Genomic DNA, 24,263 nt, shown 5'->3' on the forward strand with positions numbered 1-24,263 from the left:
GGGCATCCATCACGCTATGGCGTGAATCGCTCTGTCATCATTGAATTTATAAGCATATTCCGTACAGTTAATGAAGCCACTATATTCCATTCCGCTGGAGCTCTTTGGCTATCGCACAAAGATTCCAGACTACGCTAATCGCTCCTCGCTCCGCTTGCGGGGCGAAAGCTCTATTTCACTTAGGTCTTGCGAGACATCTGTATGTCTCGCAAGCCCTCGTTCACCATAAGCATAGTAATGGTTCTCATCAAGTATCTCATGCCAGCATATAGACCAGAAATACTTTTATCTCCAATACAAAGGTAAGGGATTATGTACAAAAGCCACACAACTTTTTAACTTTCTGTTGTGTGGCTTTTAAGTCAATAATATTAACTTGAGCACAGCTTATATTAATTTACTTAAAATCTAAAACTTTAGTCTTCATAAATTCTTTAGCGTCCATTTCAATATGTTTAGCTCTCGGACCCTTTTCATCATCCCAAGTAACATCATTTAAGTAAAACACTTTTAGTTGATTATTTTCTATAAACCAATAAATTTCTTTAAATTCTGGAATATAAAAGAGAAATTGAATATTTCTATTTTCTAAACCATAATAAAATGATTCAATAATTAAAGAGACTTCATCATGTTTTATTTTTCCTCGCACAGTTCCATAAACCCAAAATTCTGCAAATTCTCTTGGAAAAGTATCTCTAAAAGCGATCAAATATGGTTCATTTGGCTTTATTAATATACTATTCCACAAATTTGTTGATTTTTTTCTATTGACCATTTTACCTTTTGCAAATGATAAATATTTAAAATGTTCTTTAGTAAGTTTATCTTTAAACCTATCACTATCATACTCAATTAAAGCTTTATTAGAACTATAAGTCACTAATTTGGAACTATCATAAAAATCAATAGATCCTAAAGGCACAAATTTAGAGCAACTATAAAAAGATAATATTAATATAACTACAATCAAATATTTCATTTTAAGGGTTTTTTACGTCCAACAACAAAGACTGGAGATTTCCAACTGTATTTTCTGATTGAATAAATCTTACCCCCATCAGGGTTCATTAAAGTCAATATGAATTCTCTTCTTGCTATGGAATTTTTACCATTTGCTCCATGGGCATAATTATATTTTGCATATACTTTTTGTAATTTTATCAATCCCACAGCATGATTTTTATTTTGCGCTATCACAAAAGGTCTTTCTTTTAAGTATTTATAAAATCCATCAGGTAAATCTGTTATATCATTTCCCAATTTTCCAGATGATGGATAAATTTTCTTTAATGCTTGTAAAGTTTGTGTCCCTTTTTCTGCATTATAAAGTTCGCCAAACGCTCTAATAATCTCTTCATAAGAATAGTCCCCAAAATATTCACATAAAGCTAATAGGCAATCTTTCTCTCCTTTCTGTGAAATAGCTTTATCAGATGCTCCAGACCATTCATAAGTTTCACCACCAATTGGTTCTATTATTGGCTTTTCAATATAATGCGTATAACCACCACTTACATTCCAATTAAATCCTCCGTGCTGAGTATACCCAATGCCCATGGAGTAATTGAGATTGTCTGTGGAAGTACCTCCATAACTCAAACCAACTCCCCAGCCAGAATTTTGACCATAAGATATTCCTGCACTCCATCCTGCATATCTATACCCCCATCCAGCAAAACCTCCACTACTTCCATATCCTGCATAAAATCCAGCCACAGAACCCTGTGCAGACCAATAGCCTGATGTACCACCTTTTCCTATATTGACACCTCCCGTTACTGACGCACTTAATACTCCAGGTATTCCAATACCAACTTCCAACCCAATACTAAAGCCCCCACTTCCAAAACTGATTTGAGGTATCGCAAAAAATAAATCGCCATTTGGGTCAGAATTAGATACCGGATTATTCCCCATTGCACAATATGGACTCATGCCCATAACAGCTTCCGCTTTCGGATCTACCTGATACCATCTTCCTAGTATTGGATCCAGCCCCCGATAGAATGCAAAGTCAGATTGGTATGCCTCTATTCTTTCTATTCCATTGAATTTATAGGCATATTCCGTACTGTTAATAAAGCCACTATACTCCATTCCATATGCGTAATAGTGGTTTTCGTCAATGATCTCACCTGCTTCTACAGCCCCGTTAGCACTATCATCGTGATAGACTATATCCCACCCAACCGCTTTCGCGGTTCCTTCGCTTGAAGCACTGTCGTACTTCACCCTTTGGGTTCGCTCAGACATCCAAGTGGTCCTTTATGACATATCTGTGCTTAAAATTGCTGCTACCCAGCCTTTGCAGGTAGCCCTGTGCATGATGGTAGAGATACTTTTATCTCCGATACAAAGGTAAGGTGTTTTTTAAGAAAAAAGCCATACAACTTTTTAGGTTGTGTGGCTTTTGTGTGTGGTTAGAAGCACGAGTTACAAACTCGCGCTAGCAGGGTTTAAAATTTTTCTTAGTTGTAAATCAAGAGATTATGGTTCTGGCAATAGAATAATCAACGCATTTAGTGAACTAAATAAAGCGATTATTTTGAAGTCAGGTTCATAATACATTGATTTTAAGGCAATAAAAATTTAAACGTACTCTTAAAATTTACAATACTACCGTTGGATGAAATCCCATTTCTTTTGGATATAGTACAGCAGATTATTCAGAAATTCATCCAAAAATTGTAATTTTGACCTAAATTAATACTCGTGAAGTTTTATACATCAAAATTTATCTTTCTATTCTTCGTCATTTTTGCTTTTTTGGATCTCAAGGGGCAGAGTTTTTGGTTTGGTGCCAAGGGTGGTGCCGCGATGAATTTCCAGAGTTGGGGTGATGGAGGTTTTGGGGGTAGTGTAAATCGGGACCCATTGTTTTCATTAAATGGAGACTTATTTATAGAGTCATATGATGAATTCAGAAAAGGTGCCCTTTATGCTCAGGCAGGTTATCATGTCAGAGGTAGTTCATTCAGGTTTTTTAGTTTCAACAATGTTTTTTCTGAACAGCAAGGATTTCAATTCAGAAATATCGTAGCTGAAGTAGGTGCTAAAAAATCTCTGATAAACTCTGATAAGTACAATCCATATTTTATCCTTGGTGTAAGAGGGGAATATACGATCAGTACTAATTTAGACAGGTATGTCGAGTTTGGACAATTATTTTATCCGATCAATGAGTTTGTAAGAAAATTCAATTATGGTGTTACTGCCGGTGGTGGTTTTGAACTTCCTGTATCGGATCTCAGTAATGTTTTTGTGGAGTTTTCCTTGCAGCCGGATTTATCATTTCAATACGAGCAACAACCATTGTTCAATATCATAGACCCCTGGACAAGTCAACCGACCAATATAGGTCTCAGACAAGTGAGAAATCTATCCATTGAGGCCAAAGTGGGAATCAAATTTTTAAGAAAAGTGGAATACACTGACTAAAAAATTAATTATGAGAAGGATAAATATAATCTTAGGATTTGTGGTAATTTTGGCTCATTGTATCTTTGCTCAGGTAAGAATTACAAATTCTGTATTTCCCAAACCGGAAGATACATTAAAAACCATCTACACCATCAATGTACCTACTGCATTGCAAATGGGAACAACCGGAGGGCCAAAAACATGGGATTTTAGTCAATTGAAATCAGGATCGAAACAACGGGAAATATACGCGCTACCTTCTGCAGGCAAAGATGCCGCATTTTTTCCTGACGCCAATTTGTTGTTGTTGTCTGATGGTCAGGAATTTTATATAAGATCCACCGCACAAATAATGGAAGCAATTGGAATAGGAGGACAGAATGAATTTCTTGACACTAATGTAATAATAAAATACAACAAAAGACCTGTCCTAAGAAAAGCTCCCTTAGAATTTATAAATACTACCTTCTCTCAGGGAGAGTTCAGAATTGATCTGAATGCACGCATCATTCCCGATACTTTACTGAATGTTTTTCCTATCAAGCCGGATAGTATCAGATTTCAGGTATCAAATACACTAAGAGGATTGATCGATGCTTATGGTACTGTAAAAATACATGGAAAAAATTATGATGTCCTCAGGGAAAAGGCAGAAGTCATTTCCGAAGCAAAGGTATTTGTTAAGGTGTTAGGTTTATGGGTCGATTTATTTGCAATAGCAGGAGGCATCATTCCGGAAGGATTTGGTGATATTCTGGGAAAAGACACTACTATATCCTACAACTTCTACAATAATGTAAAAAAAGAAGCCATAGTTTCAGCAGAATATACTCCGGACGGTACATTTTTGGGAGTCACTTTTATAGATGATGGTAATCTTACATCTTCTACACAAACTGCAGCCATAGATACCCGCTTTAAGATATACCCAAACCCTGCTTCAGACTATATTGATATTGAAATTGGTCCAGCATCTGCTTCCTACACTTGTTTGGTTTCAGATATGTCAGGAAAATATGTACATTTTGATATTATACATTCCGGAAATGTTACAAGGCTTGATACATTAGACTGGCCTGATGGCTTATACTTAGTACAATTATTCTCACCTTCCGGCAAAATGTCTTTTTCTCAAAAAATCATCAAAAAATAATGGAACACAGCAGTATAAAAAATGGATTTGACCTCACTGGCAAAACTGCTATTGTGACAGGTGCTTCCAGGGGTATCGGCGAGAGTATAGCAAAAAGTTTAGCGGAGTTTGGAGCCAGGGTGGTTATTGCTGCAAGAAAACAAGAAAGTGTAGACGAAGTAGCGCAGCAATTTTTAAGATTGGGACTTGATGTCTTGCCTGTAGCATGTCATGTAGGTGAAGAAGCACAACTTAAAAACCTGGTTGAAAAAACACACAACCACTTTGGCAGCATCGATATCCTTGTTAATAATGCTGCTACCAATCCTGTATACGGGCCCATTGAAGATATGACGAGTGAGCTGTTTGACAAATTGATGCAGATCAATGTCAAAGCGGCATTTACGCTATCCAATCTTTGTCTTCCGCATTTAAAAAGTAGTGGTTCGGGATCAGTGATCCACATCAGTTCGGTGGAGGGTTTTAGGCCCAGTCCTGGATTGAGTATCTACAGCGTGTCCAAAGCTGCACTTATCATGCTTTGCAAAGCACAGGCAAAAGAATGGGGCGCCTACAGTGTCAGGTCCAATGTTATTTGTCCGGGACTTGTACAAACAAAGTTCAGCGCAGCATTGTGGAACAATAAAGAAATCCTTGATCATTGGACCAGCAATATGCCTTTGCATCGTATGGCTCATCCGCAGGAAATGGCTGGACTTGCCGTTTTTCTGGCATCAAATGCATCATCATATTGTACAGGTCAGGAGTTTATATCTGATGGAGGGTATCTTATTTCTTGATTTTCAGGTTAAAATCAGGAATGAAATTATAGCAATCATTTTACATCTAAATATTTATAATGAGTTCCGAAATGAAGGTAAAAAGCACAACCTGCCCGCTTAAGAGCAGGTAGGTGAAATCAGCATTTTTGAAGACAAATCATACTGTGTGCAGGTCATGTTGTTTCATAGGTGAGAATACAGTATTTGGAGGTGGTAATAGATTATCATTTTAGATTTTTAGGTTTTTAATAAATGTAAAAGAATTTATGATCAGGTCAATTTTATTAATAGTATTTTTAGTTTTAAATCTCCAGTCTTTCGGGCAAGGGATCATACCACCGTTTATCACTGATCACAACAAAAAGTGGGTGGACTCTATATTCCGCACACTGACATTGGAAGAAAAGATTGGACAATTACTTTTGCCAAGAGGCAACTATTCTGGCAAACCACATGATCCTGCATTGTTGAAAAAATGGGTCAAAGACTATAAGATAGGGGGAATTGTATTTTTTGCATCTAACCCTACAATACAGGTCAACATCACCAATGAACTTCAGGCTATATCGCGTGTACCACTTCTCATAGGTCAGGATTTTGAATGGGGAGTAGGTATGAGATTGGACAGTACTGACAGGTTTCCGTATGCTGCAACCATAGGTGCTATAAAGGGTGATGACCACCTGGTGGAAGAAATGGGTAAAGAAGTAGCGAGACAATGCAAAAGAATAGGAGTTCATATCAATTATGCGCCGGTAGTAGATGTCAATAATAACCCGAATAATCCGGTGATCAACTTCAGGTCTTTTGGATCAGATAAGCACCAGGTGACCGCCAAAGGACTGGCGTACATGAAAGGTATGCAAAGCCAGCGATTATTTTGTACTGCCAAACACTTCCCCGGACATGGAGATACCGATGCCGACTCACACCATGCCCTACCGCTGATCAACCACGACAAAAAACGACTTCTTGATATCGAATTATATCCCTTCAGGCAGCTTATCGATCATGGATTGTCCGGCATCATGACAGCACATCTCAATATTCCTGCCTTGGAGCCACAAAGTGGACTTGCTTCTACATTTTCAAAAAACATCATCACAAACCTGCTCAAAGAGGAGCTCGGATTTCGGGGGCTTACTTTCACTGATGCTATGGAAATGGAAGGTGCTGTAAAAAACTTTCCCAAAGGAGAGGCAATGGTACAGGCCATCCTGGCAGGCAATGATGTTTTAGAGACTTTTATGGATGTTCCGCAGACCGTAGAAGCCATAAAAAATGCCATTAAGACAAAAAAATTACCTTTATCTCTCCTTGATGAAAAGGTCAAAAAAATATTAATGGCAAAGTCCTGGGTAGGTTTAGATCAGTACGCACCCATAAGTACAGAAAATCTGGTCCAGGACCTGAATACTGTCAAATCTGATATACTGAATCAGGTGATGACTGAAAAAAGTATAACCTGTCTTAACAATGAGGCAGCATTGCTGCCAGTCACGGATTTTAACAAAAAAATTGCAGTCATTTCTATAGAATCTGACAAACCTGAGTCTGATTTATACCAAATGATTTCCAACTATGCAAAAGCTGATAACTTTTATATTGCCAAAAATGCAGGCCCATCTTATGCAGACAGTATTATATCGATTTGTGTTAAAGATTATGATATCGTCGTAGCAGGGATTCACCTTATAGATATCAGAGCCAGCAGGAAATACGGACTTACACCGGAAAATACTCAAATCATTTCAAAACTGGCCAATGAACCCAAAGTGATATTGTGTCTTTTTGGAAACCCATTTGTATTGGCAAAAATCCCTGATATAAAACAGTCAAAAACTTTGATTATGGCTTATCAGCAAAACATCTATGCTGAGCGAGCTGCGGGTCAGATTATTTTTGGAGCCTTGCCACCTGTAGGTAAGTTTCCACTTGACATTGACGATAATTTTAGGCAGGGTATGGGCATCACGTATCCCAAACTTGATATCCTCAGCTATGGATTGCCGGAACAGGTAGGACTAGATAGAAAGGGATTTTATTCAGGGATTGATTCCTTGGTGATACTGGGCATAAAAGAAAAAGCCTATCCTGGTGCGGTGGTACAGGTTGTTAAAGACGGAAAAGTGATTTTTTCCAAATCATATGGATATCATACTTTTGAAATGGCAGAAAAAGCAAAAGAAAACAGTACTTCCGAAGGTAGTGCATATGCCTTCATTGATGATGCTATGGACAATCCTGAATCTCTGACTACTACGCTCAGGCCGGCACAAAGACAGCAAAACCCTCCGGGCAAAGTCAGATCAGATGATATTTATGACTTGGCTTCAGTCACTAAAATCAGTACATCTGCTCTTGCTGTAATGCAATTGATGAGCGAAAATAAATTTAACCTCGATGCAAGATTTGGAGATTATTATCCTGAGTTCAACGATACGGACAAAGCAGGACTCATTATGCGCGACCTGCTTACGCACAAAGCCGGACTGAAAGCGTGGATACCTTTCTGGAGAGATGCCATAGACACAATTGCCACAATGAAGAAATCATTGGCGATTCAACCGGAATTAGAGCAGTTGTGTATGGTAAAAATAAAGAAACCGGGATTTTTTAAAAGGCTTTTTGGCAAAAAAACCACAAGAGAAATTCAGTACATTGAAAGCATCCGGGCTAAACCTGAGCTTTGGGCAAAGATGCTTCGCGCAGATACCAGAGTATGGAAGCCCAATGTTTTTATGGCATCACAGTCACCTGACTTTAATGTACGTGTAGACAAAAACTTATATCTGCATAAAGATTACAAATCTAAGATCATACAGCAAATAGCTACCTCACCGCTTAACCCATCACAGGGATATGTGTATAGTGACTTGCATTATTACGTGTACCCGGACATGGTGGCAAACATGACAGGCAAACCTTTTGAAAGATATCTTGATGAAACCTACAAAGCTATCGGAGCACAATCGCTGACTTATAATCCTTTACAGAAGTTTCCAACCAATAGAATCGTACCCACTGAATATGACAGTTTATTCAGGCAAGTACTGATACATGGTTTTGTACATGATGAAGGTGCATCCATGATGGGCGGTATATCGGGGCATGCCGGACTTTTTGGCAATGCCAATGATCTCACAAAACTTATGCAGATGTACCTCCAGAAAGGAAGCTATAGCGGAAAACGTTTTTTTGAGCCGGATGTAATCGATATGTGTACTAAATATCAGTTTCCGGAATTAAAAAACCGGCGAGGTATAGGATTTGATAAAAAAGACTTTAATCCGGAAATTAAAAACGGCCCATCCCTTGCATCAGATCAGAGTTACGGTCATTCGGGGTTTACAGGTACCTTTACATGGGTAGATCCGGTGTATAATATTGTTTACGTCTTTTTGTCAAACAGGGTATATCCCACCAGGAACAATTCAAAAATTTCTGAATTAGGTATCAGATCTGAATTAGGTAATGTCATAATAAAATCAATATTGAAAGGGTACAACTCAAATCTTTAAAAAAAACCAATGACAAAAAATGAATTATGATAATTAAATCTGTAAAGGGTGTACTTCCCAAAATAGGAGAAGATTGTTTTATAGCAGAAAATGCAACAATAGTTGGTGATGTGCAAATGGGTAGCCAATGTAGCGTATGGTTTAATGCTGTCATCAGAGGTGATGTAAATTATATCAAAATGGGTGATAAAGTCAACATCCAGGATGGAGCTGTCATACATTGTACTTATGAAAAATTTCCAACTAATATAGGCAACAATGTTTCTGTAGGACATAATGCTATTGTACACGGATGCACCATTCATGACAATGTTCTGATAGGTATGGGAGCTATAGTGATGGACAACTGTGTAGTGGAATCCAACTCCATCATCGCTGCAGGAGCAGTTGTCACACAAAATACCCGGGTAGAAGCAGGAACAATTTATGCAGGGGTGCCGGCAAAAAAAGTCAAAGATATCAGTCAGGAACTCATATCAGGGGAGATAGATCGTATAGCCAATAACTATGTGATGTACTCCGGATGGTTCAAAGAGGATTAGATCCTAATCCTTCGGCCTGTTAGCAATCATGTGATTTATTATTTTCCATTCAAAGGTCCGATATCAATCCTCTGATAACTCTCTTTTATCTTCATATAAGATGGTATCACTTCATTCAAAGAATTTAAAACAGCATGAATCAACCTCAGTTTTGTGGTAAATTTATGATGAATGACACTTACCTCCCGCACGGGTGTTGGTTCAGCAAATGGAATGACCCTTTCTTTTCTTTCCGGTGAAAGATTCCATGTGGCAAGTTCAGGTATGATGGTCATACCACCCATAGACTCTGTAATATTGATCAGAGATTCTATACTACCGGCATTGTATTTTATTTTTGTATTTTCGAGATTGCGCAACTCACATATCCTCATCATCTGGTCTCTCATACAGTGACCTTCTTCCAGCAACCATAGGTGTTTGAAGTCAATGTCTTCCTGCAGGATATATGTTTTATCTATCTTATCGTGCGAAAAAACATAAAACTCTTCATAAAAGGCCGGATATGTTATTAATGATTTTTCATCTATCGGAGTCACAAGAATACCAGCATCTGTTTCAGATGTTTTTAGCTTGTGCAGTATAGATTTTGTAGTTTCTTCTTCAATAATTAACTCAATATCCGGAAACATTTCTCCAAATTTCTGGACGAACAATGGAATAATATATGGGGCCAGTGTAGGGATTATACTTACTGTAATACTACCATGGAGTTTGTCCTGATGGAGGTCAGATGCAAGTTTCTCCAAAATAGAAAATTCATCCAGAATTTTGATCGCTTGCGTTGCAATCATTTCTCCTTTTTCAGTAAGAGAAATGGGGTTGCTTTTTCTATCAATCAGTACCAGATCCAGATCTTCTTCCATTTTTCTGATAGCCATACTCAATGCTGGCCGAGATACATTGCATTGATCTGCTGCCTGACTGTAATTTTTGGTGGCTGCAAGTGTCAGAAAATATTTTAACTGCGCAAACTGGACATTCATAAGTAAAATTTATGACAGTACAAAGTTACAATATTTTTCTTATTGTAAAAATCCATTTGAACTATATGAAAAATATTGTATACGTTACAAGAATTCCTGCAGCAAGGTGCATTTCATTTTTTCGCACTGTGCTCGATTTCTTATCAAGTTTCGATTGTTCGTCGTAGCTTTTAACTACGATGCAATATATTAAGGCATCTTGCCTGAATCGTAAAAAAAATTGATGATTTTTTAATGTGATGCGAAAAAATGAAATATACTCTTCTATTATCTCTAATCTTTATGTCCGAGATTAATATAGGGACGTAGTCCTGTGATCTTTGTAGCAAAAATATCCACACACCTTCACGTAGTAGGGGCGTAGCCCTGTGATCTTAAAACATGTGGTACATATAAGATGTCAGGGCTACGCCCCTTATGTTTCAGGTGCTAATGTTTTCTACAAAGATGTCAGAGCTACGCTCCTGCCCCGATAGGCGGGAGTAATTTATCTGCAGGATCATGTCTCTAAAGCATCGTTTGCTCGTCGTAGCTTTTAGCTACGATGCAATATATTAAGGCATCTTGATTAAATCGCAAAAAAAAAATGATGATTTTTAATGTGAGGCGAAAAAATGAAATACACCCCTTCAGCAACAGTCCTTTTGCTTTTTTATATTTTATGTATGCTCTGACAAATACTTATAGCTTCATCAACAGCATTTTCATCATTTTCCTGAAATACAATCATTACAAAAAAATTGGTTTCAGATGTTGGATCAATAAGACCCATAACAAATATTTTCACACCGTTTTGTACACCTTCAGCATAACCTCCTTTAAACCCATTAATTTCGATGGTACTTATATCATCGATCTTCTCCAGTTTGAGGGAAGCAGCAATGGACATCGTGTAAGTAGTGATATCGCTATCGTCTATGCTATTGTCTTTAAATGGAATGATGGATAGCTCCATTCCGTCTCCAATAGCTGAAAACTCCTCCATACTATTGACTGTTTCTTTAAAATCATCAGCCAGAGAAAACCCGATCCCATATTCTTCCCAGGTATATTCTTGTTGTGCATATAAATGATCGGTGATTGAAACACCAAATACAATAAGTAAAAGTAAAACTTTTTTGATCATGATTGTTTGATTTTTAAGGTTATTAAAGCACAAATATAACATGGTCAGTATAGTATTCAGAAAAATATTTTAAAATTGTTATTTTCCTTAACAAATAATGCTTTTCAGGTTAAATATAAATTAAACTACCGGCTTATGATCTACAAAATGGAAGTGTAGCAAGTTTTAATAAAAAAGAGAGTTATGAAACAATTATTACTTTTCCCATTTTTATTGACACTCCTCTCAGGATGTTATGACATAGACGAGGAAATCCTTCCTGTAGTAGGTATTTACAGAGCGCATATTGTTGGGGTTGCGGGACCATTTGATTTGGTCATAAGTACTGCTGGCGGAGATGACGTAATCATTGAAGCTCCATTTGATGGAGACTTTTGGTACACCGTCAGGTCAGACATAGATAATCAGGATGAACGAATTATGGACTTCAAAATCAATAATCAACAGATAGACAGGGATATCCACATGCGTGGCAAAGGATTTTTTGTAAATAATACTATTGAATTGAGATATACCATTGATTTTGGCAATGAGTCTGTCAATTTTAAATTAGTGGGCACTAAGCTTTAGAAGGAATTTTAAAAAAAACGGCAGACCGCAGGACCATAATTAGAAAATCTTATTCGATCGCAAATAAATATTGACTTTCTGAAACCTGTGGCTGCTATTTTAGTTACAACACTCTTCTATTGTGGTTTTGCTTATATTTTGCTATAATAAAATAGAACAAACTTTTTTCCATCTACAGCACCAATAATTATTATTTGTTCGGCATTTTTTTATATAGTAAAGTATTATATTGTTAATATTATAAAATATGATTCATTACCATATTAAATTTTGTTAAAGTATCGTTAAACAATTTGACTTGCGTGATCAAAAGCCATACCTTTGCGTTAAAATAAGAAAATAAGCAATGAGAATTATTAATACTGTACAACAACAGATTTTAGATTTGGTAAAAGAGGTGACTGAAACCCAGGGAGGTCAATGGATCGAAAAAAAGGAATTGAGAAAAAAAGAGGCATCCTCCAAATACTCAAAAAAATTTAATCCCAAGACTGCCAGAACCAGATCTTTTGAAATGTAAAAGGTGATTTGTTAGTTAATAGAAAGGTGAGTTTGTAAAAAAACTTGCCTTTTTTTATGGATTTTATAGAAAAATTGAACTCAGAGTTAAATTTTTTATGCCAAATATTTACCCATTCAAAAAAAGCGTGTAATTTTATGGTAAATTTCATATTTACAATAAAGTTATGACACATAGAATCAAAAAAGCAGCAGTCCTGGGGTCAGGAGTTATGGGTTCCGGTATTGCTTGTCACCTTGCAAATGCAGGTCTCGAAGTTATCATGCTTGATATAGTTCCGTTTGACCTTGACGAAAAACAAAAATCTATCAAAGCATTCAGAAATCGTATCGCTGATACATCGCTGGCCAATGCTCTAAAATCAAAACCTGCACCTCTCTATGACATCGAGTTTGCTTCCAGAATTACCACAGGAAATTTTGATGATGATTTTGATAAAATATCCTCTTGTGACTGGATCATCGAAGTTGTCATTGAAAAACTCGAAATAAAAAGACAGATTTTCGAAAAGGTAGACCTCCTTCGTAAGCCTGCTTCATTGGTTACATCCAATACATCCGGCATTCCTATATCGCAATTGGCAGAAGGCAGAAGTGATGACTTTAAGAGAAACTTTTGCGGGACCCACTTTTTCAATCCGGCAAGATATATGGCTCTCTTTGAGGTCATTCCGCACGCAGGTACTGATGCCGATGTGATCAATTTCTGGATGACCTATGCCGAAGTGCATCTGGGAAAAAAAGCTGTTTTATGTAAGGATACCCCGGCGTTTATTGCTAACAGAATAGGATTTTATAGTGGTAATAAAGTAGGAGAACTTACAGAAAAGTATGGCTTGACTATTGAAGAAGTGGATAAAATCACCGGCGAGCCTATAGGATGGCCCAATACAGGAAGCTATCGATTGCTTGATCTCGTAGGTCTGGATACATCTGTAAAAGTGACTCAAGGAGTGATAGACAACTGTCCTCAGGACGAGTACGTCAAAGTTCTGAAAAACAGATCTGTTCCGAAAGCCACCCAGTTTTTGTTGGACAATAAATTTCTGGGAGATAAATCCGGGCAGGGTTTCTATAAAAAAACGGATCAGCGCGATGATAAAGGCGGAAGAGTCATTCTGGCTCTGGATCTCAATACCCTTGAATACAATCCGGCTCAAAAACCAATGATTCCGGTAGTAGGTATAGCCAAAAAAGTAGAGCTGATGGATAAGAGGCTCAAAGATATGATGGCTTCTGATGAAAAGTCGGGACATTTTGTCAGAGATCTTTTGGCGGGAATGATGGTCTATGCTGCTAATAGAATTCCGGAAATCAGCGATAATATATACAGTCTTGACAATGCTATGAAAGCCGGCTACGCCTGGTCATATGGTCCTTTTGAATACTGGGATATGATAGGTATAAAAGAAACCATTGCACTTGCTGAACAGATAGGTGAAAAAACTCCTGCGTGGATAAGAAGTGCAGCTGAAAAGGGGCTGACGTCTTTTTACAAATCTGAGGGCGGAAAGAAAAAATATTACGATCTGCAGAGCGAAAGTTATAAAGTCATTCCTGGTACCGAATCAAATATCCATCTTGACAACTTCCGGAGCAATACTCCTGTGTACAAAAACTCCGAGTGTATCATTCATGATATCGGTGATGGTGTCTTGTGTTTTGAGTTTATATCAAAATCCAATGCCATAGGTGATGGAATAGGTCAGGGAGCTATTGAAGCATTAAATATCGCACAATCCGGCGACTGGGCAGGTATAGTCATAGGCAACAATGCCAAAAACTTTACAGTGGGAGCCAATCTGATGAATGTAGCTATGGTGGCCATGCAGAAAGATTTTGCAAAACTTGAAGAAATGGTCCATGGTTTTCAACAGATCAATATGGCCATGAGATATGCTCCTGTGCCGGTGGTGACAGCTACTCAGGGTTATGTGTTTGGAGGAGGTTGCGAAATTTTAATGCACACGGATGCTGCTATTTGTCATGCCGAATCCTATATCGGCTTAGTAGAGGTAGGAGTTGGTCTTATACCAGGTGGTGGTGGTACCAAAGAGTTTGCTGTCAGGGCCTCTGAATCATTTTTTGAAGGAGATGTGCAGATACCTACACTGATCGAAAAGCTGAAAACTATTGCTACAGCTTCGGTCGCAACATCTGCCTATGAAGGGTATAAATATGGTTATCTCCAGCATGACAGAGACTATGTAGAAATAAATCTGGGCAATGTACTGAGCCGGGCTAAGGATAAAGTGCTGGATCTGGCAAAAAATTATACAGCTCCGGTTCCGAAAAATGTGACTGTATTGGGGCGAGGAGGATTAGGTACTTTATATACTGCTCTCAATGAGTTTTATCTGGGCAAGTATATGTCTGAGTATGACCTTGAAATAGCAAAAAAAGTCGCTTATGTTCTATGTGGCGGTGACCTCACAGGCCAACAAAAAGTGTCAGAACAATATTTGCTGGATATTGAGAGAGAAGCATTTTTACAGTTATTGGGCAATCAGAAAACACTCGACAGAATCCAGTATCTGCTCATGAACAATAAACCATTGAGAAATTAATTACACTTTATTCTTTTTTCATAAAATAATCAAATAGTAAAAAATGAACGCATATATAATAAAAGGATTCAGATCTGCAGTTGGAAAAGCAAAAAAAGGAGGTTTCAGAAATTACAGATCAGATGATCTCGCCGTTGATATAGTTTCTTACCTCGCTTCACAGGTACCACAATTGGATCCCAAAGAAATCGATGATGTCATAGTAGGATGCGCCAATCCTGAAGGCGAACAAGGATTGCAGGTAGGAAGACTTATAGCAGCCAGAGCGCTGGGCAAAGAAGTACCGGGCATGACTATCAACAGATATTGCGGATCAGGTCTTGAAGCCATCGCCATAGCTGCTGCCAAAATAAACGCCGGGATGGGTCACTGCTATATAGCCGGAGGTGCAGAATCTATGTCCCTGCTACCTATGACGGGATACAAGCTGGTGCCAAGCTATAATGCTGCCATGCAAAACATAAACTATCATGTAAGTATGGGACATACTGCAGAAGCCGTTGCTGAAAAGTACCATATAACAAGAGAGCAGGCTGATGAATTTTCAGTAAGATCACATGCCCTGGCAGCAGCAGCCATTCGCGATGGTAAATTCAGAGATGAGATAGTACCGGTAACAGTCAAGGAAGTATACGTAGAAAACAATAAGAGAGTAGAAAAGGAATTTATCATTGACACAGATGAGGGCGTAAGAGCCGATACGTCAGTAGCAGGGCTTTCAAAACTCAAAGCAGCCTTCAAAATAGGTGGAGTTGTGACTGCGGGAAATGCTTCTCAGACTTCAGATGGAGCCGCTTTTGTGCTCGTAGTGAGTGAAGAGATGGTCAAAAGATTTCAGCTTACACCCGAAGCACGTCTGGCTTCCTGTGCACTAGGAGGAGTAGACCCTTTATTTATGGGTATCGGACCTGTAGTGGCTATACCCAAAGCTCTTAAGCAAGCAGGTATTACTCTGGATGATGTCGATTTGATAGAATTAAATGAAGCTTTTGCAGTACAGGCTCTTGCCGTGATCAAAGAAGCAGGATTGAACGCAGATATAGTCAATGTCAATGGCGGAGCCATAGCATTGGGTCACCCACTGGGATGTACAGGTGCAAAACTAAGTATTCAGATCATCAACGAATTAAAGAGACGGAATCAAAAATACGGAATGGTGACCGCTTGTATAGGTGGAGGTCAGGGTATAGCAGGGATTATCGAAAGATTAAATTGATGCCGGAACTCCTTTTGTTTCAGCGTCAAAACATTTAGTTATATCTATTTTCTCATCTTTTGTGCATTGTCACACCCGTTGTAAATATTATTAAAAATTCGTCGTCGTGGGATACGCTGCCTTGACGTGTGCATGATGTGTAAGGAGTACACAAAACAGCGGTCTGATATTGTGAGATTTGTCGACCTACACTTAAATAATGTACAAATCATTAACAAACATTCGTATATTTACATATTTAATATGAGCAGAAAATCAAGGAGTTAAGTGAGAAAGAAAGCATGTATTGATATCCGGGATATACGCCATTTGGCGTCAATCCTCTCTTTGGTGGCAATTATAAATAAAGTCTGAAAGTAAAAAATAAAATAAATGGAAAATCAAAAAGACATCCTTCAGTACAACATAGATTGGCTAAAGTTTGCAGAAACAAAAGCAACTATAATAGTTACCGTTCAAGGTGTAATATTGACCATAATATACACTAATGCAAATGATTTGTACGATGCTCTAGCTACATCCAGCTTTCAATTTGGATTGACCATAATTTCTGCCTTGCTATTCCTTTTGACATTGATATTCTCATTTTTGGCAATAAATCCCAACTTAACAAATCATAATAAAAAATCTGTTATTTATTTTGGGACTATAAAAAACTACTCGAACAACTCTGAATATCACAAGACAATAAAAGAGTTAAACGAAGAAGAACTAAATGAAATGTTTTCCGAGCAGATATACATTAACTCTCATATAGCTTGGAATAAATTTGTTAAAGTAGGCTGGGCTATACGTTTCTTTTCAAGTATGATACTTGTTTTATTTGTTCAAATTTTAACATACATTTTTTAATGGACTATTCTGATTTCTTAGACGAACTTGACAGTGAAGTAGAAGAAATACATGCTTCATATTTTGGGGTAGATATTACAAACACTTATTATGTTCCATCACAGGAAGATACAAATTTAACTTATGAAAATTTTGACAATTATTCGAAGAAAGTAAAAACAATTGAAACATGTGTTCTATTTATTGATATAAGAAAATCAACTGCAATAAGTTTAAAAAATGATGCAATAAAAATGACTAAATTATATTCTTCATTTAGTCGAAGTATGATAAAAATTGCGGAGAAAACAGGGGGGAAAGTAAGAAATATTATTGGTGATAGAGTAATGGTTGTTTATGACAGTATTGGTTGTTGTGAAAAAGCTATCGAGACAGCTGTTTTAATGAATACAGTTACAAGGAACATCATTAATAAGCATTTCAAAGATGCAAGTGTTAAATGTGGAATTGGAATATCTTATGGAGAAATGCTTGTATCCAAGTGTGGTTCAATTAAACATGGTAATGAAAACAGTCATTATAAATATTTAGTTTGGGCAGGTAAAACTGCAAATATTGCATCAAAATTAACAGATAGCGCAAATAAGTATTTTTCAAATTCTAAGGAAATTGCAGGTTATAGAGTTGGATTTAAGTATCCTTGGGATAATGATTGGACTTGGAAGTTTTATAGTAATAAGGAATTTGAAGAAAATATTGAAATATTGTACTCGAACAACCAACTAAAGTTTAAGAATCAATATTTTATGTCATTTTTTTCCAGTTCTGAGACTAAGTATGATAGCTATACTTTACAACCAATCTTAATTACAAATTCGGTATTTGAAAAATTAAAATCAGAAAACAAATACAACAGATATATAAATAACTTTTCTAAGATAACAAGAAAAATTGAAAATATAGACGAAGATGTATACGGTTTGGACAAAATTATATAAAATAAATGCCACCAACACAGGCTATGATGTACATGTCTCCTATCGTCGCCACATCACATAGCCAAAACGTTAGGCAGTAATACCGTGACGACAGTGCCACCGAAAAAAAATGCCGTAATTTTTTTACGGTAATCATTTATTTGACTATCTTTGCCCAAAAATAAAAAGCGAAATGCTAAGGAAATTTAAAGTTTCAAATTTTAAAAGTTTTGAGAAAGACTTTGAAATAGATTTGACCAATGTAAATGGTTACGTATTCAATAAAGACTCTGTAAAAGAGGGAATTGTCAATAATGCTATTATTTATGGACAGAATGGAACAGGAAAATCAAATTTAGCACTTGCAATATTTGACATTATTGAACATTTAACAGACAAACAAAGAAACGAGGCAGTTTACAAAAATTATTTAAACGCTTATTGCAAATCAAGTGTAGCGTGTTTTTATTATGAATTCTCAATTAATTCCAAAGTTGTGGTTTATGAATATAAAAAATCTGACTACAAGACAATTGTTTACGAAAGATTTAGAATAGATAATGAAGAACTTGTTCTTTTTGACAGAACAAAAACATCCAATGCAAAAATCTCTTTCAAAGGAGCGGAAACCCTAAAAACAGACATTGAGAACAATCAATTGTCTATATTAAAATATATTAAGAATAATACTGAATTAGTTCACAACGATATAAATACTACTTTTCTTTCATTTTTTACATTTATTGAGCAAATGCTATATTTTCGTTCACTACTTGATAAAACCTATTTTGGTTTAGATGTAGGAAGAAAAAACATTTTAGAAGATATTGTAAAAAAGAAAAATGTAGGAAATTTTGAAGCATTTTTAAATCAAGCGGGAATTGAATGTAAACTTTCTGAAGTCGAAGAGCTTGGAGTTAAAACAATAGCTTTTAATTTTAATAGTAAATTATTGCCATTTTTTGAATTTGCTTCCACAGGAACAATAGCACTATCAATTTTTTATTTATGGTATCAAGATATAAAAGAAAACAAGAAAGTTTCTTTCCTTTTTATTGATGAATTTGATGCCTTTTATCATCATTCATTGTCTGCTTTGATTGTTGAAAAACTAAAAGAAACAGGTGTTCAATTTATACTTACAACTCATAACACATCAATTATGACAAATGATTTGTTACGACCAGACTGTTATTTTGAAATGACAAAAAAACAAATTCGGTCTTTATCAAGAAGCACTCAAAAAGAATTGCGAGAAGCTCATAACATAGAAAAAATGTATAAAGCAGGCTCATTCAATGTCGAATAATATTCTTTTCATTTTTGAAGGTCCTAAAACAGAAAAATCAATTACAGATAATTTGATTAAATTTTTTGTAAATGAAAACACTGTTATTACTTGTGCGTATTGTTCGACAATATATAAAATGTATTCTGATATTTCAGCAGACCAATTCTTGGACACTTTTAATTTAGTGAAAGATATTGAGGCAAACAAAGACGCTTTAAAAGATTACAAAAGGTCTGATTTTGCTCAGATTTTTATGTTTTTTGACTATGACGGTCACGCAACAAACGCAAGTGATAAGAAATTGAACGATTTATTAGACTTTTTCAATGAAGAAACAGAAAAAGGTAAATTGTACATCAGTTATCCTATGGTTGAAGCATTAAAACATATAGAGAGTTATGATACTTTTAAGGATTTAATATTTGCTTCTCAAGATTTTGAAAACTACAAAAAAATAGTAAGTGATAATTGCATTGAAACCTTTAAGCATTTTCATCTTTACGACATAGATACTTGGAAGACAGTTATCAAATCACATTTAATGAAAATGAATGACATTGTAAATGACAAATATCAACTTCCAATTTCAATTATTGACCAATTGACAATTTTCAGCAAACAAATAGAAAAACACATAAACAAAGATAAAACAGTTGCTATTCTTAGTGCATTTCCAATTTTTCTTCACGACTATTACGGCAATGAAGAACTGATAAAACGAATAGAATAAAAGGTACTACTGCCAACAGCACCTACCCAAAAGGCGGGGTTTCGTGTTCCAAAGACAGTTTTTTGGTTAATCAAACATTAGTTTTTCAAATCAAGTTTTGTGGTAAAAGTCCCACCCTTCGGGTAGCCGCAGACCGTTGGCTGCCATTTTAGAAAGACCCTACAATTAAAAGATGTTTGACAATATTCAATTATTTACAAAGACTGACAATAAAGTACAAGAACCTAACAACTCTTGGACTGCTCATACAACTATACACTGCTCGTTTGACCTAAATCTTGGTTTTGGGACAGACAAAGAAATTTGGGACACAAATAACTCTGTTAAGCTGAGACAATTAATAAATTTTTTAGTTGACCTGAATTCTTTCGTCACAGACAGCCAGAAAAATGAATTACTTTTTAACTTGAAAAATAATGACTTGACATACAATATAATTTGGACTAAGAGTGAGAACCAAGCTATTTCAGCAAAAGTCACTCGACAATATTATAACTCAACAAAATTTATCCTTCAAAAGGCTTTTGTGCCGATGGAAATTATTGATTTCGCAAGACAATTTCTCATAACTGTTATAAGTAAGCTGGCAAAAGACACGAATAATGAAATTTTAATTATCTTTGAGGATAATTTGATTCAGCCATAATTCTTTGAAGTTTTGTTTACACAAAATATTTTACAGCCTCTGGACAAGCGATATTTGCCAATGGATTTAAAATTAATTGAATAAAAAACGGACAGCCAATCGAGTAGACGGCCCCACCAGCCGAAGCTGATGGGGAGCGCCTCTATCTGATATATTTATTGGATCATTTGTAGCCACAAGCCGTTGTTTGTGGTTCCTTCATTATCAAGTGAAATCGTTCACTTGATTTGCTATGCAACCATTCAGTCACAGTTCGCAAATCATCAACCAAACAGCTCTTTTCACCCATTTGGTCTATCCATTAGTTTAAGAGTAGGCTAAGATTATCTTTCCTATCCGAATTTCATGGAAATTCACGTTCAGTCCTTCCCCAATGTGAGACCTACCAGGTATGGGATTACCAGCCCAGACTCCTACGGGCTTTCACTCTCCAGATAAACTGCTCCTTTAAGCAGTTTGTACAACTTAAATGAAAATTGTACATTTGCCATTCAAGGCACACACAATGGCTATGATGGATTCGCTATCGCTTCATCCATCACATAGCCTAGACGTTGTGCCGCATGCAAAAAATACGCAACCAGATAGTTTAGGTGGGATTTTGAAAAGTTGTAAAATGGATTTAGTTTTACCTTGATTTTTAGTAGTTGGTTCTATAGATAATAATGGGTATGGGATTTGTTGCGATTTCAATTGACAAGTATATAAAAAAGCATTTGGAAAGTAATCCATCTGAGAATGAAAAGGATTTACGGAAAACCTTAACTCAGCATTGGCGGATTATAATAAAGGAGTTAAATGCTCTTGCGGAAATGATATTTGGGTGATTGGTTCTGCATTTGCTGGTAATAGTTGTTTTACTTGTATTACTGGAGAGAGTCAGCCTGATAGCGATTATGAGATTGATTTAGCGATTAAAAAAAATGACAATAAAAAAGGTCAAAGACATATTGACACAATGGACAAAAAATAGATTAATGGATTTTTGATGACGATGGATTTGAAATTAATACCGAATTGATTAAAAAGCCATCAATTTGTTTAATTTGCATGAATGATGATAATCCAGACGAAGAGATGCTATGCAATATGACACGATATGACCAAAAGGATGATGATGAATTCAAGTGTTTTGCGTTTAAAAAAAGATAATTGAAAGTAGTAAGGAATGCCAAAACCGTTAATCATATATCAAGCAGACCAAGAAGTGATTGGAAAACATCTTCGTTCAAATGAATGGGTAATGTATTCAGGTAGATTAGTAATTTACGACAGGAAACTAAATCCAATAGTTTTAAGTCTTAAAAGCGAGATATGTGATTCTTTTATCGGAGAATTTATGGAAGATAAAAAGAATTTAAAGGTGATTCAGTATCTGAAGTATATGGAAAGTTGGCGAAATGGTATAATAAAAACGGTATAATATTTCAAAACTGAAAAATGCACGACGGCACAATCGAGTAGACGGTCCCACCAGCCGAAGCTGATGGGGAGCGCCTCTATCTGATATATTTATTGGATCATTTGTAGCCACAAGCCGTTGTTTGTGGTTCCTTCATTATCAAGTGAAATCGTTCACTTGATTTGCTATGCAACCATTCAGTCACAGTTCGCAAATCATCAACCAAATAGCTCTTTTCACCTATTCGGCCTATCCATTAGTTTAAGAGTAGGCTAAGATTATCTTTCCTATCCGAATTTCATGGAAATTCACGTTCAGTCCTTCCCCAATGTGAGACCTACCAGGTATGGGATTACCAGCCCAGACTCCTACGGGCTTTCACTCTCCAGATAAACTGCTCCTTTAAGCAGTTTGTACAACTTAAATGAAAATTGTACATTTGCCATTCAAGGCACACACAATGGCTATGATGATAGATTCGCTATCGCTTCATCCATCACATAGCCTAGACGTTGTGCCGCATGCAAAAATACGCAACCAGATAGTTTAGGTGGGATTTTGAAAAGTTGTAAAATGGATTTAGTTTTACCTTGATTTTTAGTAGTTGGTTTTATAGATAATAATGGATATGGGATTTGTTGCGATTTCAATTGACAAGTATATAAAAAAGCATTTGGAAAGTAATCCATCTGAGAATGAAAAGGATTTACGGAAAAACCTTAACTCAGCATTGGCGGATTATAATAAAGGAGTTAAATGCTCTTGCGGAAATGATATTTGGGTGATTGGTTCTGCATTTGCTGGTAATAGTTGTTTTACTTGTATTACTGGAGAGAGTCAGCCTGATAGCGATTATGAGATTGATTTAGCGATTAAAAAAAATGACAATAAAAAAGGTCAAAGACATATTGACACAATGGACAAAAAACAGATTAATGGATTTTTTGATGACGATGGATTTGAAATTAATACCGAATTGATTAAAAAGCCATCAATTTGTTTAATTTGCATGAATGATGATAATCCAGACGAAGAGATGCTATGCAATATGACACGATATGACCAAAAGGATGATGATGAATTCAAGTGTTTTGCGTTTAAAAAAGATAATTGAAAGTAGTAAGGAATGCCAAAACCGTTAATCATATATCAAGCAGACCAAGAAGTGATTGGAAAACATCTTCGTTCAAATGAATGGGTAATGTATTCAGGTAGATTAGTAATTTACGACAGGAAACTAAATCCAATAGTTTTAAGTCTTAAAAGCGAGATATGTGATTCTTTTATCGGAGAATTTATGGAAGATAAAAAAGAATTTAAAGGTGATTCAGTATCTGAAGTATATGGAAAGTTGGCGAAATGGTATAATAAAAACGGTATAATATTTCAAAACTGAAAAATGCACGACGGCACAATCGAGTAGACGGTCCCACCAGCCGAAGCTGATGGGGAGCGCCTCTATCTGATATATTTATTGGATCATTTGTAGCCACAAGCCGTTGTTTGTGGTTCCTTCATTATCAAGTGAAATCGTTCACTTGATTTGCTATGCAACCATTCAGTCACAGTTCGCAAATCATCAACCAAATAGCTCTTTTCACCTATTCGGCCTATCCATTATTTTAAGAATAGGCTAAGAATTTCTTTCCTATTCGAATTTCTTGGAGACTTACGTTCAGTCCTTCCCCAATGTGAGACCTACCAAGGTATGGAATTACCAGCCCAGACTCGTTTCTATGGGTACTATGACCTCTGCTGACTTCTCTGATACTTCAATCAATGAACTCAACCTACCCACCCGTTCCGGTTCCTTCCCTTCGATGCCACAAAAGGGCATCGACCCTGCGGGATCGGTCAGTCATCTCGGTAAGGCAAATATCTTTCAGTCAATCGCTGCCGAATCTACTCATCAGGTATCAGAACTTCGGGCGTTAGTGTGTCAACCCATCCGCTTTCGCGGTTCCTTCCCTTGAAGCACTTCAGTACTTCACCCTTCGGGATCGGTCAGTCATCTAACCCAACCTGACCAGCCTCTTATCCG

At 36.5% G+C, this 24,263-nt stretch carries 22 protein-coding genes; 18 read left to right on the forward strand and 4 right to left on the reverse strand.

Going from position 1 to position 24,263, the window contains the following annotated elements:
- Window positions 1-397: 397 nt before the first annotated feature.
- Together IPK35_02485 and IPK35_02490 are read right to left on the reverse strand one after the other, a co-directional pair.
- Window positions 398-982: a hypothetical protein gene (locus IPK35_02485; protein MBK8052164.1), complete on the reverse strand. Its 585-nt coding sequence runs from the start codon at window positions 980-982 to the stop codon at window positions 398-400.
- The gene (locus IPK35_02490; GenBank protein ID MBK8052165.1) at window positions 979-2,256 is read right to left on the reverse strand and encodes a hypothetical protein; all 1,278 of its coding nucleotides are present in this window, start codon (window positions 2,254-2,256) and stop codon (window positions 979-981) included. Before IPK35_02490 ends, IPK35_02485 begins: the two co-directional genes overlap by 4 nt.
- A gap of 459 nt (window positions 2,257-2,715) precedes the next feature.
- On the opposite strand from IPK35_02490, the gene IPK35_02495 reads away from it, so the two are divergent.
- From IPK35_02495 to IPK35_02515, 5 genes are all read left to right on the forward strand, one after another.
- Complete coding sequence (locus IPK35_02495) at window positions 2,716-3,441, forward strand: hypothetical protein (GenBank protein ID MBK8052166.1); 726 nt, start codon at window positions 2,716-2,718, stop codon at window positions 3,439-3,441.
- 10 nt (window positions 3,442-3,451) lie between these two features.
- On the forward strand, window positions 3,452-4,576 hold the full coding sequence (locus tag IPK35_02500; protein ID MBK8052167.1) for a T9SS type A sorting domain-containing protein: 1,125 nt from the start codon (window positions 3,452-3,454) through the stop codon (window positions 4,574-4,576).
- The gene (locus tag IPK35_02505; GenBank protein ID MBK8052168.1) at window positions 4,576-5,355 is read left to right on the forward strand and encodes a glucose 1-dehydrogenase; all 780 of its coding nucleotides are present in this window, start codon (window positions 4,576-4,578) and stop codon (window positions 5,353-5,355) included. Before IPK35_02500 ends, IPK35_02505 begins: the two co-directional genes overlap by 1 nt.
- Window positions 5,356-5,606: 251 nt before the next feature.
- Window positions 5,607-8,858 carry a serine hydrolase gene (locus IPK35_02510; GenBank protein ID MBK8052169.1) on the forward strand — a complete coding sequence of 1,084 codons (3,252 nt, stop codon included), beginning with the start codon at window positions 5,607-5,609 and terminating at the stop codon, window positions 8,856-8,858.
- 26 nt (window positions 8,859-8,884) lie between these two features.
- Window positions 8,885-9,400, forward strand: a complete 516-nt coding sequence (locus IPK35_02515) for a gamma carbonic anhydrase family protein (GenBank protein ID MBK8052170.1) — start codon at window positions 8,885-8,887, stop codon at window positions 9,398-9,400.
- A 38-nt stretch (window positions 9,401-9,438) separates the two neighbouring features.
- Here the strand turns inward: IPK35_02515 and IPK35_02520 are convergent, their stop codons facing one another.
- Together IPK35_02520 and IPK35_02525 are read right to left on the reverse strand one after the other, a co-directional pair.
- Complete coding sequence (locus tag IPK35_02520; GenBank protein ID MBK8052171.1) at window positions 9,439-10,386, reverse strand: hydrogen peroxide-inducible genes activator; 948 nt, start codon at window positions 10,384-10,386, stop codon at window positions 9,439-9,441.
- A 652-nt stretch (window positions 10,387-11,038) separates the two neighbouring features.
- Window positions 11,039-11,512 (reverse strand): hypothetical protein, encoded by a 474-nt coding sequence (locus tag IPK35_02525; protein ID MBK8052172.1) that lies wholly within the window; start codon window positions 11,510-11,512, stop codon window positions 11,039-11,041.
- A 183-nt stretch (window positions 11,513-11,695) separates the two neighbouring features.
- Here IPK35_02525 and IPK35_02530 point away from each other — a divergent pair, with 183 nt between their 5' ends.
- The 13 genes from IPK35_02530 (at window position 11,696) to IPK35_02590 (ending at window position 23,618) form a co-directional block, all read left to right on the forward strand.
- The gene (locus IPK35_02530; GenBank protein MBK8052173.1) at window positions 11,696-12,082 is read left to right on the forward strand and encodes a hypothetical protein; all 387 of its coding nucleotides are present in this window, start codon (window positions 11,696-11,698) and stop codon (window positions 12,080-12,082) included.
- Window positions 12,083-12,428: 346 nt separating this feature from the next.
- A complete protein-coding gene (locus IPK35_02535) occupies window positions 12,429-12,602 on the forward strand; it encodes a hypothetical protein (GenBank protein ID MBK8052174.1) in 174 nt (57 codons plus the stop codon).
- Between the two features lie 166 nt (window positions 12,603-12,768).
- On the forward strand, window positions 12,769-15,168 hold the full coding sequence (locus IPK35_02540) for a 3-hydroxyacyl-CoA dehydrogenase/enoyl-CoA hydratase family protein (GenBank protein ID MBK8052175.1): 2,400 nt from the start codon (window positions 12,769-12,771) through the stop codon (window positions 15,166-15,168).
- Between the two features lie 43 nt (window positions 15,169-15,211).
- A complete protein-coding gene (locus tag IPK35_02545; GenBank protein ID MBK8052176.1) occupies window positions 15,212-16,384 on the forward strand; it encodes an acetyl-CoA C-acyltransferase in 1,173 nt (390 codons plus the stop codon).
- A 372-nt stretch (window positions 16,385-16,756) separates the two neighbouring features.
- A complete protein-coding gene (locus tag IPK35_02550; GenBank protein ID MBK8052177.1) occupies window positions 16,757-17,236 on the forward strand; it encodes a hypothetical protein in 480 nt (159 codons plus the stop codon).
- Window positions 17,236-18,174: an adenylate/guanylate cyclase domain-containing protein gene (locus tag IPK35_02555; protein MBK8052178.1), complete on the forward strand. Its 939-nt coding sequence runs from the start codon at window positions 17,236-17,238 to the stop codon at window positions 18,172-18,174. Before IPK35_02550 ends, IPK35_02555 begins: the two co-directional genes overlap by 1 nt.
- Before the next feature lie 172 nt (window positions 18,175-18,346).
- Complete coding sequence (locus IPK35_02560) at window positions 18,347-19,462, forward strand: AAA family ATPase (GenBank protein MBK8052179.1); 1,116 nt, start codon at window positions 18,347-18,349, stop codon at window positions 19,460-19,462.
- Window positions 19,452-20,174: a hypothetical protein gene (locus IPK35_02565; GenBank protein MBK8052180.1), complete on the forward strand. Its 723-nt coding sequence runs from the start codon at window positions 19,452-19,454 to the stop codon at window positions 20,172-20,174. Before IPK35_02560 ends, IPK35_02565 begins: the two co-directional genes overlap by 11 nt.
- Before the next feature lie 172 nt (window positions 20,175-20,346).
- A complete protein-coding gene (locus tag IPK35_02570) occupies window positions 20,347-20,820 on the forward strand; it encodes a hypothetical protein (GenBank protein ID MBK8052181.1) in 474 nt (157 codons plus the stop codon).
- A 772-nt stretch (window positions 20,821-21,592) separates the two neighbouring features.
- Complete coding sequence (locus IPK35_02575; GenBank protein ID MBK8052182.1) at window positions 21,593-21,793, forward strand: hypothetical protein; 201 nt, start codon at window positions 21,593-21,595, stop codon at window positions 21,791-21,793.
- Window positions 21,794-21,988: 195 nt separating this feature from the next.
- The gene (locus IPK35_02580; protein ID MBK8052183.1) at window positions 21,989-22,243 is read left to right on the forward strand and encodes a hypothetical protein; all 255 of its coding nucleotides are present in this window, start codon (window positions 21,989-21,991) and stop codon (window positions 22,241-22,243) included.
- A gap of 601 nt (window positions 22,244-22,844) precedes the next feature.
- Entirely contained in the window at window positions 22,845-23,336 is a 492-nt protein-coding gene (locus IPK35_02585) for a hypothetical protein (GenBank protein MBK8052184.1), read from the forward strand.
- Window positions 23,337-23,348: 12 nt separating this feature from the next.
- A complete protein-coding gene (locus tag IPK35_02590; GenBank protein ID MBK8052185.1) occupies window positions 23,349-23,618 on the forward strand; it encodes a hypothetical protein in 270 nt (89 codons plus the stop codon).
- Window positions 23,619-24,263 lie beyond the last annotated feature (645 nt).

It is taken from the genome of Saprospiraceae bacterium (assembly GCA_016713025.1).
GTDB lineage: Bacteria > Bacteroidota > Bacteroidia > Chitinophagales > Saprospiraceae > OLB9.

What these genes read in the sequence shown, in the direction of transcription:
- IPK35_02485 (MBK8052164.1), bottom strand. Translation starts at nt 982, where the DNA reads ATGAAATATTTGATTGTAGTTATATTAATATTATCTTTTTATAGTTGC.
- IPK35_02490 (MBK8052165.1), bottom strand. Translation starts at nt 2,256, where the DNA reads ATGTCTGAGCGAACCCAAAGGGTGAAGTACGACAGTGCTTCAAGCGAA.
- IPK35_02500 (MBK8052167.1), top strand. Translation starts at nt 3,452, where the DNA reads ATGAGAAGGATAAATATAATCTTAGGATTTGTGGTAATTTTGGCTCAT.
- IPK35_02505 (MBK8052168.1), top strand. Translation starts at nt 4,576, where the DNA reads ATGGAACACAGCAGTATAAAAAATGGATTTGACCTCACTGGCAAAACT.
- IPK35_02515 (MBK8052170.1), top strand. Translation starts at nt 8,885, where the DNA reads ATGATAATTAAATCTGTAAAGGGTGTACTTCCCAAAATAGGAGAAGAT.
- IPK35_02520 (MBK8052171.1), bottom strand. Translation starts at nt 10,386, where the DNA reads ATGAATGTCCAGTTTGCGCAGTTAAAATATTTTCTGACACTTGCAGCC.
- IPK35_02525 (MBK8052172.1), bottom strand. Translation starts at nt 11,512, where the DNA reads ATGATCAAAAAAGTTTTACTTTTACTTATTGTATTTGGTGTTTCAATC.
- IPK35_02530 (MBK8052173.1), top strand. Translation starts at nt 11,696, where the DNA reads ATGAAACAATTATTACTTTTCCCATTTTTATTGACACTCCTCTCAGGA.
- IPK35_02535 (MBK8052174.1), top strand. Translation starts at nt 12,429, where the DNA reads ATGAGAATTATTAATACTGTACAACAACAGATTTTAGATTTGGTAAAA.
- IPK35_02540 (MBK8052175.1), top strand. Translation starts at nt 12,769, where the DNA reads ATGACACATAGAATCAAAAAAGCAGCAGTCCTGGGGTCAGGAGTTATG.
- IPK35_02545 (MBK8052176.1), top strand. Translation starts at nt 15,212, where the DNA reads ATGAACGCATATATAATAAAAGGATTCAGATCTGCAGTTGGAAAAGCA.
- IPK35_02550 (MBK8052177.1), top strand. Translation starts at nt 16,757, where the DNA reads ATGGAAAATCAAAAAGACATCCTTCAGTACAACATAGATTGGCTAAAG.
- IPK35_02555 (MBK8052178.1), top strand. Translation starts at nt 17,236, where the DNA reads ATGGACTATTCTGATTTCTTAGACGAACTTGACAGTGAAGTAGAAGAA.
- IPK35_02560 (MBK8052179.1), top strand. Translation starts at nt 18,347, where the DNA reads ATGCTAAGGAAATTTAAAGTTTCAAATTTTAAAAGTTTTGAGAAAGAC.
- IPK35_02565 (MBK8052180.1), top strand. Translation starts at nt 19,452, where the DNA reads ATGTCGAATAATATTCTTTTCATTTTTGAAGGTCCTAAAACAGAAAAA.
- IPK35_02570 (MBK8052181.1), top strand. Translation starts at nt 20,347, where the DNA reads ATGTTTGACAATATTCAATTATTTACAAAGACTGACAATAAAGTACAA.
- IPK35_02580 (MBK8052183.1), top strand. Translation starts at nt 21,989, where the DNA reads ATGCCAAAACCGTTAATCATATATCAAGCAGACCAAGAAGTGATTGGA.
- IPK35_02585 (MBK8052184.1), top strand. Translation starts at nt 22,845, where the DNA reads ATGGATATGGGATTTGTTGCGATTTCAATTGACAAGTATATAAAAAAG.
- IPK35_02590 (MBK8052185.1), top strand. Translation starts at nt 23,349, where the DNA reads ATGCCAAAACCGTTAATCATATATCAAGCAGACCAAGAAGTGATTGGA.